The sequence below is a fragment of the uncultured Paracoccus sp. genome, from assembly GCF_945915435.1.
Taxonomy (GTDB): domain Bacteria; phylum Pseudomonadota; class Alphaproteobacteria; order Rhodobacterales; family Rhodobacteraceae; genus Paracoccus.
The window spans coordinates 23,294-38,927 of the sequence record NZ_CAMEFG010000037.1 but is presented as its reverse complement, the minus strand read 5'-3'; the positions used below and the strand labels follow the sequence as shown (position 1 = coordinate 38,927).

17 protein-coding genes, 1 tRNA gene and 1 pseudogene are annotated in these 15,634 nt (G+C 65.8%); 9 read left to right on the top strand and 10 right to left on the bottom strand.

The genetic code is table 11. The annotated features are described in order from the left end of the window. Positions 1-5: 5 nt before the first annotated feature. Positions 6-368 (top strand): annotated as a pseudogene (locus Q0O97_RS12705) (recombinase family protein); the annotation flags it as partial. A gap of 162 nt (positions 369-530) precedes the next feature. On the opposite strand, the gene Q0O97_RS12700 reads toward Q0O97_RS12705, so the two are convergent. The 5 genes from Q0O97_RS12700 to phaC all read right to left on the bottom strand — a co-directional run bounded on the left by Q0O97_RS12700 (position 531) and on the right by phaC (position 4,232). Then, entirely contained in the window at positions 531-824 is a 294-nt protein-coding gene (locus Q0O97_RS12700) for a hypothetical protein (protein WP_294929741.1), read from the bottom strand. A gap of 120 nt (positions 825-944) precedes the next feature. Next, positions 945-1,034: transfer RNA gene (locus Q0O97_RS12695), tRNA-Ser, on the bottom strand. Between the two features lie 51 nt (positions 1,035-1,085). After that, positions 1,086-1,667: a polyhydroxyalkanoate synthesis repressor PhaR gene (gene phaR, locus Q0O97_RS12690; RefSeq protein ID WP_294929739.1), complete on the bottom strand. Its 582-nt coding sequence runs from the start codon at positions 1,665-1,667 to the stop codon at positions 1,086-1,088. Between the two features lie 148 nt (positions 1,668-1,815). Then, entirely contained in the window at positions 1,816-2,262 is a 447-nt protein-coding gene (locus Q0O97_RS12685; RefSeq protein ID WP_294929738.1) for a Phasin, read from the bottom strand. A 161-nt stretch (positions 2,263-2,423) separates the two neighbouring features. After that, positions 2,424-4,232 carry a class I poly(R)-hydroxyalkanoic acid synthase gene (gene phaC / locus Q0O97_RS12680; RefSeq protein WP_294929737.1) on the bottom strand — a complete coding sequence of 603 codons (1,809 nt, stop codon included), beginning with the start codon at positions 4,230-4,232 and terminating at the stop codon, positions 2,424-2,426. A gap of 695 nt (positions 4,233-4,927) precedes the next feature. On the opposite strand from phaC, the gene phaZ reads away from it, so the two are divergent. Next, a complete protein-coding gene (phaZ, locus tag Q0O97_RS12675) occupies positions 4,928-6,256 on the top strand; it encodes a polyhydroxyalkanoate depolymerase (RefSeq protein WP_294929748.1) in 1,329 nt (442 codons plus the stop codon). Positions 6,257-6,327: 71 nt separating this feature from the next. On the opposite strand, the gene Q0O97_RS12670 is transcribed toward phaZ, so the two are convergent. After that, complete coding sequence (locus Q0O97_RS12670; RefSeq protein WP_294929736.1) at positions 6,328-7,071, bottom strand: alpha/beta hydrolase; 744 nt, start codon at positions 7,069-7,071, stop codon at positions 6,328-6,330. A gap of 125 nt (positions 7,072-7,196) precedes the next feature. On the opposite strand from Q0O97_RS12670, the gene thrS reads away from it, so the two are divergent. The 7 genes from thrS (at position 7,197) to Q0O97_RS12635 (ending at position 12,388) form a co-directional block, all read left to right on the top strand. Then, positions 7,197-9,146: a threonine--tRNA ligase gene (gene thrS, locus Q0O97_RS12665; protein ID WP_294929735.1), complete on the top strand. Its 1,950-nt coding sequence runs from the start codon at positions 7,197-7,199 to the stop codon at positions 9,144-9,146. A 205-nt stretch (positions 9,147-9,351) separates the two neighbouring features. Beyond that, the gene (locus Q0O97_RS12660) at positions 9,352-9,558 is read left to right on the top strand and encodes a cold-shock protein (protein WP_294929734.1); all 207 of its coding nucleotides are present in this window, start codon (positions 9,352-9,354) and stop codon (positions 9,556-9,558) included. Positions 9,559-9,692: 134 nt separating this feature from the next. Beyond that, positions 9,693-10,331: a DsbA family oxidoreductase gene (locus tag Q0O97_RS12655; protein ID WP_294929733.1), complete on the top strand. Its 639-nt coding sequence runs from the start codon at positions 9,693-9,695 to the stop codon at positions 10,329-10,331. Positions 10,332-10,378: 47 nt separating this feature from the next. Beyond that, positions 10,379-10,567, top strand: coding sequence for a hypothetical protein (locus tag Q0O97_RS12650; RefSeq protein ID WP_294929732.1), 189 nt, complete (start codon positions 10,379-10,381; stop codon positions 10,565-10,567). Between the two features lie 67 nt (positions 10,568-10,634). Beyond that, the gene (locus tag Q0O97_RS12645; protein WP_294929731.1) at positions 10,635-11,198 is read left to right on the top strand and encodes a HutD family protein; all 564 of its coding nucleotides are present in this window, start codon (positions 10,635-10,637) and stop codon (positions 11,196-11,198) included. Between the two features lie 81 nt (positions 11,199-11,279). Further along, complete coding sequence (locus tag Q0O97_RS12640; protein WP_294929730.1) at positions 11,280-12,029, top strand: sulfite exporter TauE/SafE family protein; 750 nt, start codon at positions 11,280-11,282, stop codon at positions 12,027-12,029. Positions 12,030-12,040: 11 nt separating this feature from the next. Further along, entirely contained in the window at positions 12,041-12,388 is a 348-nt protein-coding gene (locus tag Q0O97_RS12635; protein WP_294929729.1) for a RidA family protein, read from the top strand. Here the strand turns inward: Q0O97_RS12635 and lpxB are convergent. From lpxB to fabZ, 4 genes are read right to left on the bottom strand one after another with little or no spacing between them, the layout of a single operon-like run. Further along, positions 12,372-13,526, bottom strand: coding sequence for a lipid-A-disaccharide synthase (lpxB, locus tag Q0O97_RS12630; protein WP_294929728.1), 1,155 nt, complete (start codon positions 13,524-13,526; stop codon positions 12,372-12,374). The genes Q0O97_RS12635 and lpxB overlap by 17 nt on opposite strands. A gap of 24 nt (positions 13,527-13,550) precedes the next feature. After that, the gene (gene lpxI, locus Q0O97_RS12625) at positions 13,551-14,348 is read right to left on the bottom strand and encodes a UDP-2,3-diacylglucosamine diphosphatase LpxI (RefSeq protein ID WP_294929723.1); all 798 of its coding nucleotides are present in this window, start codon (positions 14,346-14,348) and stop codon (positions 13,551-13,553) included. Continuing rightward, on the bottom strand, positions 14,345-15,130 hold the full coding sequence (gene lpxA, locus Q0O97_RS12620; RefSeq protein WP_294929745.1) for an acyl-ACP--UDP-N-acetylglucosamine O-acyltransferase: 786 nt from the start codon (positions 15,128-15,130) through the stop codon (positions 14,345-14,347). The genes lpxI and lpxA overlap by 4 nt, the downstream gene beginning before the upstream one ends. Beyond that, the gene (gene fabZ, locus Q0O97_RS12615) at positions 15,123-15,602 is read right to left on the bottom strand and encodes a 3-hydroxyacyl-ACP dehydratase FabZ (RefSeq protein WP_294929717.1); all 480 of its coding nucleotides are present in this window, start codon (positions 15,600-15,602) and stop codon (positions 15,123-15,125) included. The genes lpxA and fabZ overlap by 8 nt, the downstream gene beginning before the upstream one ends. Positions 15,603-15,634 lie beyond the last annotated feature (32 nt).

The following is a 15,634-nucleotide window of genomic DNA, read 5'->3' as shown; positions in this document are numbered from 1 at the left end:
ACCGCATGTTCACCCGCAGCGGCGGACGTTGGGGCATCGGCCAGCTTCACCGCGTGCTGACCCGCCGCACCTACATCGGCGAACATCGGTTCAATCGCCGGTCCAAGAAAGGCGAGGTGAAGCCGGAGGAAGAAGTCGTCACCGTCGCGGTGCCGCCACTGATCGACCTTGAGATATTCGAGGCGGTGCAGAAGCGGTTGCAGGTCAATAATCCGAAGGTGACGCCGCCGCGCGTGGTCAGCGGCCCGAACCTGCTGACCGGCATTTGCTATTGCGGCAATTGTGGTGGAGCCATGACGCTCCGCACCGGCAAGAACGGCCGCTACCGCTATTATGCCTGCTCGATTCGGGCAAGGCAGGGCGAAACCGGCTGCAAGGGCCGCGCGATCCCCATGGACAAGCTCGACCGCATCGTGGTCAACCACATCGAGGAAAGGCTGCTGGACCCCGAGCGGATCGAAGACGTGCTCGCCTCGCTTCTGGATCGCCGGCAGGAGAGCGTCGAGCGGCGCGGCCAGCATATCGCCGAATTAAACCAGCGCGCGGCCGAGGCCGACATGCGCCTCAAGCGGCTCTATGACGCTATCGAGGCCGGTTCGCTCGACCCGGCCGAATCCGCCCTCGGCGAACGCATCGCGGGCCTTACGGCGATACGGGATCAGGCACGGGCCGACGCCGTAAGGACCGAAGCCATGCTGAAAAACTCGACCCATAAGAGCCTCACAGGGGCGGCCGTGCGGGAACTGGCGAGCGAGGCACGCACCGGGCTTCGGCTCGAAAAGGGCGGCTATCGGCGGGATCACGTCCGGGCTTTCGCCCAGCATGTCGAGGTCGCGGACGACGCGATCTATATCAACGGCAGCAAAAACACGCTGTTGAAGGCGCTGATCGCCGCAAAGGGAGGGAAATCGGCGGGAATCGGCGTTCCCGGTTTTATACCAAGGTGGCGGAGCGAGAGGGATTCGAACCCTCGAGACGGTTCCCCGCCTACACACTTTCCAGGCGTGCGCCTTCGACCACTCGGCCACCGCTCCGTTGCAGACCGTCTAGCGCGGTGCGGCGGCGGGTGCAAGACGGCAAGGAGGTCAGAGCTTGGAAATCCGCTTTTGCAGCTCGGCCAGTTGCTTGCGGATCTCGGCCATGTCCTCGCCCTTGGCGGGCGCCTCGCCGTCGGGGGCGCCGGTATCGTCCTCGGGGGCGGGGCCGCTGCTGCCGGCGCCTTCCCAGCCCTTGGTCATGGCCTTGATGAACAGTTCCTGCTGGCGCTTCATGGCCTCGAACGGGCTGATCGGGGTGGGAAAGGGGGCCGGGAACTTGAGGTTCTCAAGCAGTTGCGACTGGCTTTCGCGCAGGATCTGGAAGCTGGCGGCCAGGAATTGCGGCACCACCGATTGCGCCTGGCTGGTGTAGCTGCGCACCAGGTCGGTCAGCACATCCATCGGCAGGACGTTTTCGCCCCGGCTTTCGTGTTCGGCGATGATCTGCAACAGGTATTGCCGGGTCAGGTCGTCGCCGGACTTGAGATCGACGATCTTGACCTGCCGTCCCGCGCGGATGATCGCAGCGACGTCTTCAAGCGTGACGTAATCGCTGGTTTCGGTGTTGTAGAGCCGCCGGCTGGCATATCGCTTGATCAGCAGCGGCGAGGATTTGTCGGCCTCGGTCATAGGCTCTCCCAACGTGGCATTTCGGCCATGATGAGAAAACGCCGGACAAATTGCAAAGAAAATAAACCGCGCCCTGCCGCCTTGCAGCGGCCAGACATGGAAAAAGGGGCGCCGAAGCACCCCTTCTTGCAGAACATGTCCCGAAGGATCAGGCCTTCGGAGCGGCTTTCTTGACGGCAGCCTGCGTTTCGCGGGTCGCCTTTTCAGCCACTTTCTGAGCGTCGGCAGCCAGGTCCTTGCCAGCGGTCAGCATCAGGTCGACGGTGTCCATCTGGACCTGCTTGGCGACTTCGGCATAGGCGGCCATATGCTCGGCAGCGGCTTCGGCGGCAGCCGAGGCGAAATCGCTGACGGCCTTGGCGTATTCTGCCGGCTCTTCCTTGCTGGCGGTCAGTTCGCCGAAGCGTGCGATGGTGTCTTTCGTCCACTGGGCCGAGATCTCGGCCGAACGCTCGGCTGCTTGCAGCGAGATGCGGGTCAGGCGCTCGTTCAGGGCCGACTGGGTGCGGAAGGCTTCCTGGAAGGACGAGGTGTCGACCGGGAACTTGCCCATCATGTCCTGGAACGCCTTGGTGAAATCGGGGGTATTGGCCATTTTGCTTCTCCGTCTGTGGCGGTCGGTTCGACGACCGCGCGATGTGGTTTTTTCCTTCTGCTCACAGTTATAGTTTCTGCATCGCAGCATTTCAAGAATTATTTTTCTGCATCGCAGCATTTCTTGCCTGGCGGGCGATTCCCCGCCCCAGGGCGGCGGCTTCAGGCGCGCTGGTGAACATATTCGCCCGGTGCGGGACCCAGCCCCTCGCCCGGATCGCGCGCCGCGACCTGCCCGCCCGAGCGTTCGGCAAGCCAATCGGTCCAGCGTTGCCACCAACTGCCTTCGTGGAACTGCGCGCCTGCCTGCCAGTCTTCGGGACTGCCCCGGAATTCCCCGTCCGAGGTATAATGCCCGTATTTCTTCTTGCTGGGCGGGTTGATGATTCCCGCGATATGGCCCGATTGCGACAGGATGAACCGGCGTTCGGACGAACCCATCCGCGCAATGCCGCGCCAACTGTCCTTCCACGGTGCGATGTGGTCGGTTTCGCAGGCCACCGCGCAAAGGGGCACGGTGACATCCGACAGGCGCAGGGTCTCGCCATGCACGGTGAAGCCGTCCCGCGCAAAGGCATTCGCCTGGCAAAGCCCGCGCAGGTATTCGACCGCCATCCGGCCCGGCAGGTTGGTGCCGTCGCCGTTCCAGAACAGCAGGTCGAAGGCGGGCGGCGATTCGCCCAGCATGTAGTTGCGGATCGCCGGTCCCCAGACCAGGTCATTGGCACGCAGGAAGCTGAAGGTCCGCTGCATCAGCGCCGCCGAGAGGATGCCGTCCTGGCGCACGACTTCCTCGATGCCGGAAACGAAATCGTCCTGGAGATAGGCCGTGAATTCGCCCTGATCCTCGAAATCGGTCAGCGTGGTGAAGAAGGTGGCCGAGTTGGCGCGCGCATCGCCCCGCTTTTTCAGCAGGGCCAGCGTCAGGGCCAGCGTGGTGCCCGCGATGCAGTAGCCCACGGCGTTCAGCCGGTCCTGCCCGGTCAGTTCGCGCGCCCTGTCCGTCACGTCCAGATAGGCCGAGACGTAATCGTCCATCCCGATCCCGGCATGTCCGGCGTCGGGATTCTTCCATGCGACCACGAACAGCGTGAAGCCCTGATCGACGATCCACTTGATCAGGCTGTTTTTCGGCTTGAGGTCCATGATGTAGAACTTGTTGATCCAAGGCGGAAAGATCACCACCGGCAGGGCGTGGACCTTTTCGGTGGTGGGCTTGTATTGGATCAGCTCGTAAAGCGGGGTGCGGGCGACGACGGTGCCCGGAGTGGTGGCGATGTTCTCGCCCACGCGGAAGGCCTCGCGGTCGGCAAGCGAGACGACAAGCTGCCCGCCATGCGCCTCGACGTCGCGGACAAGGTTTTCGAGGCCACGCACCAGGCTTTCGCCCTCGGTCGCGATGGCGCGTTCCAGCGCGTCGGGGTTCGTCGCAAGGAAGTTCGTCGGCGCCATCATGTCGATGATCTGGCGGGTGAACCAGTCGATCCGCTGGCGCTGGATGTCGTCCTCGACCTGAAGGTCGTCGGCGGCCTGTTGCAGGGCCTTGGCGTTGATTTCGTACTGGCGTCGGACGAAGTTGAAGAACGGGTGCCGGTCCCACAGCGGATTGGCGAAGCGGCGGTCGGACGAAGGCGGCGCATCGCCGCTCTCGGGCGCGATCAGCGTGCCGCGCGTCAGCGCCGCCTGCGCCTGGGCGACATGGCGCAGGGTTTCGCCCCAATAGCTGACCTGCTGGCCGATGATGCGGGCGGGCTGTTCGGCCATCAGCCGAAGCCACGCGGCGGTCGTATCGGTGAAGAATTCGGGACCGGGCGCCTCGACCGCGGGGTTCTGCGTCCGGGGCTGGGACAGGACGCGCAGCAGGCGCTGGGTCAGGCCCTCGATCCGCTCGATATTGCCCAGAAGCTGTTCGGGGACCTTGCTTTGGGGACCGAAGGCGGCTTCCAGATAGGCGGCGGTGGTCGTGGTCATGGGGGCCGCTGGGGGGGCCGCTGCGGGGGGCGGCACGGGGGCCGAAGCCGTGTCCGGTGCGGCAGCCGGTTTCGGTTTCGCGGCCTGGACGGGCGGGGCCGACACGGGCTTGGCGGCAGGCTTCTTGCGCGGGGCCGTGCGCTTGTCGCTGCGATTCGCCTTGCGCCCGCCCGCCCGCGCCCGAGATGCCGCGATGCGGCCCGCGCTCTCGTCCTTGGGGACCGTTTTCGCGGTCCGAGGCGCGGATTCCACCTTTTTGTGACCCAAGGTCACTTCCGGGACCGTGGCATCCTTGCCACGCGCGGTTCCGGTCGTTTTCGCGGCGCTTTTGCGGTGCCCGCCACGCGCTGCGCCCTCGGACGGGGTTTTTTCAGCCTCTGCAACGACATCGGCCTTGCTGCGACGCCGTGCCGCAGGCTTGGCGGCGGTTTTTTTCACCCCTCCGCCCCTTGCCCGGCCACCGGCCGGAACTGTTGCCGTCTCGTCGCGATCAGGGGAATTTTCATTCCCCTCAGCCGGTTCGGGGGGCAAAGTCGTCTTGTCGCGCGAGCCTGTCATGGTTTAACTACCTCCCTAATCATACCTTCATTATGCCGAGCATTGACTACAGGTAAAGCCGCAGGACACCCAAGGCCGCGCATTCAGCCAGGAAAGTAACGATCATGATTTATGACAGCCTGAAGGGCACGATCGGAATGAAGGGCATCCTGAATTACGATGCGATGGAAACCGTGCGGAACTCGAACGAATGGATGGGCGCCAGCGCGCGGGCGCTTGCCTCATATCCGGCCTTTGCGATGATTCCGCATCCGTTCTTCAAGATGATGTCCGCCTGGGGCCGCGTGACCGAGCGCAGCTTTGCCCGCATGGTCATCAAGCCCGACTGGAACATTCCCGCCCTGATCGGCGAGGACGGGCAGGACCACATCATCTATATCGAAAAGGAACTGTCGCGTCCCTTCGGCGACCTGATCCGCTTCAGCGTCGCCCGCCGCGACCCGATGCCGCGCAAGGTCCTGGTCGTGGCGCCGATGTCGGGCCATTACGCGACGCTGGCGCGTTCGACCGTCGCGTCCCTGCTGCCCGATTGCGACGTCTATGTCACCGACTGGCACAATGCGCGCGACATTCCCGTCAGCGCGGGCAAGTTCGACATCGAGGACTATACGAAATACCTGGTCGATTTCATCCGCCACCTGGGACCCGACACCCATGTCATGGCGATCTGCCAGCCCGCGCCCCTGGCGCTGGCCGCCACCGCCATCCTGGCCGAGCAGGACCCCAAGGCGCAGCCGCGATCCCTTATCCTGATCGGCGGCCCGATCGACCCCGACGCCGCCGCGACCGAGGTGACCGATTTCGGCAACCGCCTGACCATGGGCCAGATCGAGCATCTGATGATCCAGGCCGTCGGCTTCAAGTATCGCGGCGCCGGGCGGCTGGTCTATCCGGGGCTTGCGCAGCTTGGTTCGTTCATCGCGATGAACGCCGACACCCATGCCCGCGCCTTCGTCAACAAGATCTTTGCCGAGGCCCGCGGCGAAGGGTCCGAGGACGACAAGCACAACAAGTTCTATGACGAATACCTGGCGGTGATGGACATGACCGCCGAGTTCTATCTTTCCACGGTCGAACGCATCTTCAAGGGGCTGGAGATCGCGCAGAACCGCTTTACCGTCGATGGCAAGCCGGTCGATATCGGCAAGATCACCGATGTCGCCGTGATGACGGTCGAAGGCGCCAACGACGACATCTCGGCCCCCGGCCAATGCGTCGCGGCGCTGGACCTGTGCAGCAACCTGCCCGCGGCCAAGAAGCAGCAGCATCTTGAGCCCGGCGCCGGTCACTACGGCATCTTCGCAGGCAAGAGCTGGCGCCTGAACATCCGCCCGCTGGTGCTGGACTTCATGGACGAACATTCACAGGGCGAAAAGCCGCAGCGCCGCCGCCGCAAGGGTCATAACGAACCCAGCCTGCGCGTCGTCAAGGACGATGTGACCGACAGTTCGCGCATCGCGGTCTGATCCGGCTTCGCCTTCTCCGACAACAAACCGACGCCCGCCCGGCATCCCCGGCGCGGGCGTCGTGCTGCCGGTCAGGCGGTCAGCACATCTTCGATGCTGGCACAGATCAGGTTCAGGCATTCCGGCGTCGAAAAGCGATGATCGGCGCCCTTGACCAGCACCAGCCGCATATCTTCGCCCTGCGCGTGATCCAGCAGCCGCATCGCCCATTCGACCGGCACGTCGGCATCCGCCGTGCCTTGCAGGAAGCGCGCCGGGAAGGGCAGCGGCAGGGGGCGGTCGAAGATCAGGTTCTGCCGCCCGTCCTCGATCAGGCGGCGGGTGATGACATAGGGTTCATCGCTGTAATCGCTTGGCAGTTCGACCCGGCCCGTGGCCAGCAGCGCCTGCCGCTGTTCGTCCGAAAAGCCTGCCCAAAAGCCGTTTTCCGTGAAATCCGGCGCGGCGGCGATGGTCACCAGCCCCGCGACGCGCTGCGGCATCCGCCGCGCCAGCAGCAGCGAGATCCAGCCCCCCATCGAGGAACCGACCAGCACCTGCGGCCCCGTCGTCAGTGCGGAAATCGCGGCCTCGGCGTCGGCCAGCCAGTCGCCGATGCAGCCCTCCAGGAATGCGCCCCCACTTTCGCCATGCCCCGAATAATCGAAGCGCAGGAAGGGCCGGCCCGCGCGCCGCGCCCAGTCTTGCAGCGCGACGGCCTTGGTCCCCTGCATGTCCGACCGGAACCCGCCCAGAAAGACCACGCCGACCCCCTGCCCCGCTGTCAGGTCATAGGCGATGCGGCTGCCTTGCGGCGTGTCTAGAAATTCGGTCATCGGATTCACCCCCAGTTAACCCGGCGGTGATAACCCGGATTGACAGGGCCGGTCAAAGCGTCCAGAGGGGGCGCATAACCCGCAACCGGGCGTTCCGTGGGCGCCAGACCGACGAGGAGCCGATAATGGCCGACCAGATTTCCCTGACATTTCCTGATGGCAATTCGCGCGACTATCCCGCCGGGATCACCGCTGGCGAAGTGGCCGCATCCATCGCACCCAGCCTGGCAAAGGCCGCGATTTCTGCGCAGTTTGACGGCCAGCATTTCGACCTGGCATGGCCCATTACCCGCTCGGGCGCGCTGCGCATCAACACGACGAAGGATGCCGCCCCCGCGCTGGAACTGATCCGCCACGACCTGGCCCATGTCATGGCCCGCGCGGTTCAGGAAATCTGGCCCGACGTGAAGGTCACCATCGGCCCGGTGCGCGATCACGGCTGGTTCTACGACTTCGACCGCGCCGAGCCCTTCACGCCCGAGGATCTGGGCCGGGTCGAGGCGAAGATGAAGCAGATCATCGCCGCCCGCGATCCCGTCCGCACCGAGGTCTGGGACCGCGCCCGCGCGCTGGCCTATTACGAAGAGCGGGGCGAACCCTTCAAGGTCGAACTGGTCAATCGCATCCCCGAAGATCAGGACCTGCGGATGTATTGGCACGGCGACTGGCAGGATCTTTGCCGCGGTCCGCATCTTCAGCATACCGGCCAGTTGCCTGCCGACGCCTTCAAGCTGACCCATGTCGCGGGCGCCTATTGGCTGGGCGATTCCAGCCGCCCGATGCTGCAACGCATCTACGGCGTGGCCTTCCGCAACCGCGACGAACTCAAGGCCCATATGACCATGCTGGAAGAGGCCGCGAAACGCGACCACCGCAAGCTGGGCCGCGAGATGGACCTGTTCCACATGCAGGAGGAAGCGCCCGGCCAGGTCTTTTGGCATCCGAACGGCTGGACGATCTACACCACGCTGCAAGACTACATGCGCCGCCAGCAACGACGCGGCGGCTATGTCGAGGTGAACACGCCGCAGGTGGTGAACCGCAAGCTGTGGGAAGCCTCGGGTCATTGGGAAAACTATCAGGAAAACATGTTCATCGTCGAAGTGGACGAGGATCATGCCCGCGAAAAATCCGTCAACGCGCTGAAACCCATGAACTGCCCCTGCCATGTGCAGGTCTTCAACGTCGGGCTGAAATCCTATCGTGACCTGCCCTTGCGCATGGCCGAATTCGGGTCGTGCAACCGCTATGAACCGTCGGGCGCGCTGCACGGGATCATGCGGGTGCGCGGCTTCACGCAGGACGATGCGCATATCTTCTGCACCGAGGACCAGATCGAGGCGGAAACGAAGAAGTTCATCGAATTCCTGGCCGCGATCTACGCCGACCTGGGCTTCACCGGCTGGAAGATCAAGCTGTCCACGCGCCCCGAAAAGCGCATCGGATCCGAAGAAAGCTGGGACCATGCCGAGGAATCGCTTGGCAATGCCTGCCGCGCGGCGGGCCACGACTTCGAATTGCAGGAAGGCGAAGGCGCATTCTACGGTCCCAAGCTGGAATTCGTGCTGACCGACGCCATCGGCCGCGACTGGCAATGCGGCACCTTGCAGGTGGACCCCAACCTGCCCGAACGGCTGGACGCCGAATATATCGGTCAGGACGGCGCGAAACACCGCCCGATCATGCTGCACCGCGCCGTCCTTGGCAGTTTCGAGCGTTTCATCGGCATCCTGATCGAAAGCCATGCGGGCAAGCTGCCGCTGTGGCTGGCGCCGCGACAGGTGGTCGTCGCCTCGATCGTCTCGGACGCGGACGACTACGTCCACGAGGTCGTGGCCGCCCTGCAAGCCGCCGGGATCCGGGCCGAGGCCGACGTGCGCAACGAAAAGATCAATTACAAGGTGCGCGAGCATTCGCTGGCCAAGGTGCCCGTCATCATGGCCGTCGGCATGAAAGAGGTCGAGGGGCGCAGCGTTTCCGTCCGTCGCCTCGACCGTCAGGGTAGCGAATCACTTGCCCTGGACGAGGCAATCGCGGCGATCCGGGCCGAGTCGATCCCCCCGGATCAGCGGTGATCCGCCAGAATCCGCCAACTCGAATGCGCCGCGACATCGGTTTCGGCGCATTCTACTTGTTTTTTTCGTCAGATTGCGCATCCTTTGCAGCGTGAGCGTGACTTTCTACCGCCTTTCCCTCTCGGGCAGCCAGGCTGGAATTCGGAAGGAGCTGCACGGCCCGGATGCAATTTCGCATTCGGGAAATATCTGAGGAGAGACGGTAATGGCTACCGGCACCGTAAAATGGTTCAACGCCACCAAAGGCTATGGTTTCATCGCGCCCGATGACGGCGGCAAGGATGTGTTCGTCCACATCTCGGCCGTCGAGCGCGCTGGCCTGACGGGCCTGAACGACAACCAGAAGATCAGCTACGAGTTGCAATCGGGCCGCGACGGACGTGCGTCGGCAAGCGACCTGCAACTGCTCTGACCGGACGGCACGCAGTCGCGACAAGGATCGAAGCGGCCCGGAAGCGGGCCGTTTTCTGTTGCGGGGGCCAGTAGCCGCCTTGCGATCCGCCACCTTGGACGGCAAAACCCGGCCAGATTCCGGAAGGAAGACCCATGCAGCCCATTCGCCTCGACATATTCGCCGACCCGGTCTGTCCGTGGTGCCTGATCGGCAAGGCCCAGCTTGACCGGGCGCTGGAAAGCCGCCCCGGCCATCCCTTCGCGATCGAATGGCACCCCTATCGGCTGGACCCCGGCCTGCCCGCCGAAGGCGTCGGCCATGTCGATTACATGAAGGGCAAGTTCGGCGGCGAAAAGGGCATTCTGGACGCCATGAAACCCGTGATGGAGGCGTCCGAGCGGCTTGGCCTGTGGATCAACCCCGCGCTGATCCAGCGGGTGCCCAACACGATGGACGCGCATCGGCTGATGCTTTGGGCCGGGGTCGAGGGCTGCCAGACCCCGGTCATGTCCGCCCTGATGCGCGCCCATTGGCGCGAGGGGCGCTATATCGGCGATCATCAGGTCCTGGCCGAAATCGGCGCGGATGCCGGCATGGACCGCGCCATGATCCTGCGCCTGCTGGCCAGCGACGCCGATCGCGACCAGGTTCTTCGTCGCGAGGTCCACGCAAGGCAGCGGGGCGTCACCGCCGTCCCGACCTTCATCGTCGCCGACGCGCATGCCATTTCCGGCGCGCAGCCGGTCGAACTGTGGCAGAACGTGATCGACGAACTGTCCCCCCGACCCTGAACCGATCCGCCCCCTTGCGGGTTGTGTCCCCGAAAGGAGGACCAGGAATGGCTCAGAAAAACCAGACGCGCGACATGGACGGCAAGGCCGAGAACACCCGCTTCGACGTCAAGGAAGAGGCGCAGAAGGCCAAGATGGACAACGCCCCGCAACCCCATAACCCCAACAAGGCCCCGCGCACCAACGAACCCAACGCGGGCGGGCAGAATCGCGAAACGGGCGATCGCAGCGGCTGATCCCGGCCCGCCGCCTTGCCAAACGCCTGCCGTTGCGCAATCGTCCCGTCAACGAAAGGGGGCGCATATGCAGGTCGATATCCTCAGGGCGGCGGGGCATCGTCGGATGCGCTGGAAGAACGGCAAGGGCGAAACCGTCGAGATCGCGATTCATCCCGAAGCCGCCGGCACCGACGATTTCACCTGGCGCATCAGCACCGCGACGGTGGCCGAGGATGGGCCGTTCTCGGTCTTTCCGGGCATCGACCGCAACCTGTCCATCCTGACGGGCAAGGGAATGGTGCTGGACGTCGCGGGCAGCGAAACCCGGCTGGACGCCTCCAGCCCGCCATATGCCTTTCCCGGCGACCAGCCGACCAAGGCGCGGCTGATCGACGGAAAGGTCACCGACCTGAACGTGATGACGCGGCGCGGCGCGGCCAGTGCGCAAGTCACCCGGCACACGCTGGACGGCCCGCTTGACCTGCCGCTTCAGACCGGGCGCGCACTGGTTCTGGTCGCGCATGGCCGTGCAAGCTGGGGGACCGAAACGCTTGGACCCGGCGACTGCCTGGATATCGCGGGCGGCACCGGGCTGCTGAAACTGTCGGGGCAGGCGGTTCTCTATCGCGTCCTGCTGGATCTGCCATGACCTTGCCCTTCCTGCCCGCCGCTGGCATCAAGCAGGCTTCCAGGGTGCGAAGCCTCGCGCCAAGTTCTTCGCGGGTGCGAGATGCATGATACGATCCTGTTGCTGGTCGCCGGTTTTCTCGGCGGCGTCCTGAATGCCGTGGCCGGTGGCGGGACCTTCCTGACCTTTCCCGCGCTGGTCGCGACGGGGGTGCCGGTGGTGGCGGCGAATGCGACCTCGACCATCGCCGCGCTGCCGGGCTATCTGGCCGCCGTCTTCGGCTTTCGCCGCGAGATGGCCCGATTCGACGGCCCGCTGGTGCTGCGCCTGACCCTGCTGACCCTGCTTGGCGGGGCGGTGGGCGCGGTCCTGCTGCTGGTCTCGTCTGACGATTTCTTTTCGCTGCTCGTCCCCTTCCTGCTGCTTGGCGCAACGCTGGCCTTTCTGCGTGGCAGCGCGTTGCGGGCATGGGCCATGCGTAACAGCCGGCTGGTCCTGCCCTTCGGCGCGGGCACGCTGCTGCCGGTTGCCGTCTATGGCGGTTATTTCAACGGCGGGCTGGGGATCATCCTGCTGGCGCTGTTTTCGCTGTGGGGCATGACCGACCTGCACCAGATGAACGGGCTGAAAAGCTGGCTCAGCTTCGCGCTGTCGATCATCGCGGCGGGGGTCTTTGCGGTGGGCGGACAGGTTGCCTGGCTGCCTTGCCTGATCGTCGCGGTGGGCACCATCCTGGGCGGCTATCTTGGCGCACCGATCGCGCGATATATCCCGATTGCGATGCTTCGCGCATTGATCGCGGCGGTAGGCTTTGGCATGACCGCCCTGTTCTTCTGGCGGATCGTCAACTGAAAGGAACCCGCATGTCCCAGATCACCCGCATCGGCACCGGCCCCCGCATGAGCCAGGCCGTCATTCACAACGGCACCGTCTATCTGGCCGGCCAGGTCGGCGAGCCGGGCACCTCGGTCGCCGAGCAGACCAAGGCGATCCTTGCCAAGATCGACGCGCTTCTGGCCGAGGCCGGCAGCGACAAGACCCGCATCCTGTCGGCGCAGGTCTGGCTGGCCGACATGGCTGATTTCGCGGAAATGAACGCGGTCTGGGATGCCTGGGTCGCGCCCGGCCACACACCCGCCCGCGCGGCAGGCGAATCGGCGCTGGCCACCCCCGATTACCGGGTCGAGATCATCGTCACCGCAGCCCTCTGACCGCCCCGATGACCGAGCGCGCGGCGCGCAGGCCCGGCGCCTCGCCCCCGCGCCCCAGCCGCTCCATCGTCAGGCGCATCGCATCAGTCTGCGCCTGACGTTTCGCCGGATCGGCAAGCAGCGCCGAAAGCGCGGCGGCCATCCCCTCGGGGCGGCACGCGCGGCCCAGGAATTCGGGCACGGCGCGGGTTTCGCTGATCAGGTTGACCAGCGTCACCGTGTCGATCTTCAGCATCATCCCGACCAGCCAGCGCGTCAGCGGCGCGGCGTCATAGCCGATCACCATCGGCACGTCGTTGGCGGCCAGCTCAAGGCTGACCGTCCCCGAAGCGGCCAGTGCCAGGTCGGCGGCGGCGAATGCCGCGCGCTTGTCGTCGCCCGTCCGGACCAGGACCGGCGGCCGCGGCCAGTCCCGCACCGCATCGCGCACCGCCTGATCCACCGCCGGAACGGTTGGAATCGCCACGGCGAGGCCGGGATGGTCGTGGCCCAGCAGGGCCAGCGCCTCGCCAAAGCGGGGCAGCAGGCGGGCAACCTCGCCCCGGCGCGAACCGGGCAGGCACAAAAGCAACGTCTGGTCGGGCGCGATGGCGTGGCGGGCGCGGAAATCCTGCGCCTCGGCCAGACTGGCCAGCGGCGCGCTGACGACGGGGTGACCGACGAAATCGCATGTCATTCCGGCGGCCTGCATCAAGGGCGGCTCGAAGGGCAGGATCGCAAGCACATGGTCGATCACCTGCGCCATCTTCGCGGCGCGTCCGGCACGCCATGCCCAGACCGAGGGCGCGACATAATGCACCGTGCGCAGATCGGGCCGCAGCGCGCGGGCCTGCCGGGCGACGCGCAGGCAGAAATCGGGGCTGTCGATGGTGATCAGCACATCGGGGTTCATCCCGGCCACCGCCGCCGCCGTCTGCGCGATGCGGGCCTTGAGCGCGCGGTATTTCGGCAGCACCTCCATGATGCCCATGACGGAAAGCTCTTCCATCGGGAAGCGGCTTTCCAGCCCATGCGCGGCCATCGCGGGGCCGCCGACGCCCTCGAAGGCGGCCTCGGGGTCAAGCTGGCGCAGACCCGCCATCAGCGCCCCGCCAAGGTGGTCGCCCGAAGGCTCGCCCGCAATCAGGAAATATCGCATCGCCCTACCTCGCGCCGGCCCGCGTCAGGGTCGCGCCCAGAGAAACAGCCCCGCCTCCTCGGCCTCGGCCACCATGCGCGCGCGGTCGAGCATGATGACGCCCCTCGCTTGCCAGGCGATCCCGGCCAGATCGGCGGCGGCGGCCTGCCGCACCGTGTCCGGCCCGACGGTCGGCAGGTCGATGCGGCGGTCCTGTCCGGGCTTCGGCGCCTTGTAGAGAACGCCCTTCGCCCCCTTGGGGTTCGGGCGCAACTCGCGGTGTTGGCCGACGAAGGCCAGCATCGCCTCGGTCCCCGGCAGGGATTCGACGGCCATGCACAGCCCCTGCGCCACAACCAGCCCCTGCCCGATGTCCAGCCGCCCCAATTCGGTCATCAGCCGCGCGGCCTCATCGGCATCGGCGCGGTCGTGGGCGGTCGGTTCGCCCGCCAGCACACCCTCGGCGGCGACAAGTTCGGGCAGGACCTGATCGACCGACATGACGCGCAGGCCGGATTCCTCGAAAACCGCCAGCACCTCGCGCAGCGCGGCATCGTCGCCGGTCTGCATCGCGGCGACAATGCGGGGGACCAGTTGCATGGTGCGGGGGTCGAACAGTTCCGGCTCCAGCCGGGGGCGGCGGATGGCACCGGCAAAGACGACCTGCTCGACGCCCTTATCGGCAAGCTGGTCCAGAAAGGGGACCAGCCGTTCCAGCCGGAAGGGTTCGGCGGCGACGTCCGGGGCCAACCCGTCCAGCGCATAGACCAGCGGCGCATCCAGCGCGCCGACGACGGCGGGGGCAAGCTGGCCCTCGCCCGCGATGACGGCGATCCTGCTCATGGGTGCGGCGCCAGGAAGCTGCGGTCCGAGGGGCCGAGGATGAAGTCCAGCACCTCGCGCACCATCGGCGTGGTCTCAGTCGCGCTCAGGTGGCGGGCGGTGTCGCGGAAACTGCCCTTGCCGAGCGCGCCCAGCATGTCGCGCAACGCGTGGATTTCGTGGCGCGAGGCCCCGCGCCGTTTCAGCCCGACCAGGTTCAGCCCGTCCAGATGGCCGCGCGGCCCCTGCACGAGGCCGAAGGGGATGACATCCGCCGTCACCATCGTGACCGCGCCGATCATCGCACCGCGCCCGATGCGCACGAATTGATGCACGCCCGACAGCCCGCCGACGATCACGTCGTCCTCAAGATGGCAATGGCCCGCGACCGAGGCATTGTTGACCAGGATCACCCGGTCGCCGATCCGGCAGTCATGGGCGACATGGCTGCCGGCCATGAACAGCCCCTCGTCGCCGACGCGGGTCAGCCCGCCGCCGCCTTCGGTGCCGGGGTTCATGGTGACATATTCGCGGATACGGTTGCGCGCGCCGATCTCAAGCCGTGTCGACTCGCCGCGGAATTTCAGGTCCTGCGGCACCTCGCCAAGCGAGGCGAAGGGAAAGACGGTGGTCTCTTCGCCGATGGTCGTCCGCCCCGTCACCACGACATGCGAGCGCAGCACGACCCCCCGGCCCAGTTCGACCTCGGGGCCGATGACGCAGAAGGGGCCGATCTCGCAGCCCGCGCCGATCTTGGCGGCGGGATCGACCACCGCCGAGGGGTGGATGATCGCCTCAGCCATTTTCGCCACGGGTCAGCATGGCCATCACCTCGGCCTCGGCGGCGAGAGTGCCGTTAACGATGGCGCGACCCTCGAATTTCCAGATCTTGCCGCCGCCGCGCAGGGTTTTCATGTGCAGTTCAAGCACATCGCCCGGCACGACCTTGGCGCGGAAACGGCATTTGTCGATGGACATGAAATAGGTGCCCATGCCCTTGCCCGCCAGATCCAGCGTCGCGCCGACCAGGACGGCGGCGGATTGGGCCATCGCCTCGATGATCAGCACGCCCGGCATGACGGGTTCCTGCGGGAAATGGCCCTCGAAATGCGGCTCGTTCGCGGTGACGTTCTTGACGCCCACGCAGGACTGGCCCGGCACGATGTCGCGCACGCGGTCGACCAGAAGGAAGGGATAGCGATGCGGCAGGATCCGCTTGATCTGGTTCAGATCCACCTCGGTCGGTGGGATGTAGGCGGTCTCATCAGCGGCCATGCGCAAATCCTTTCGCAAGTATTTCATCTGCC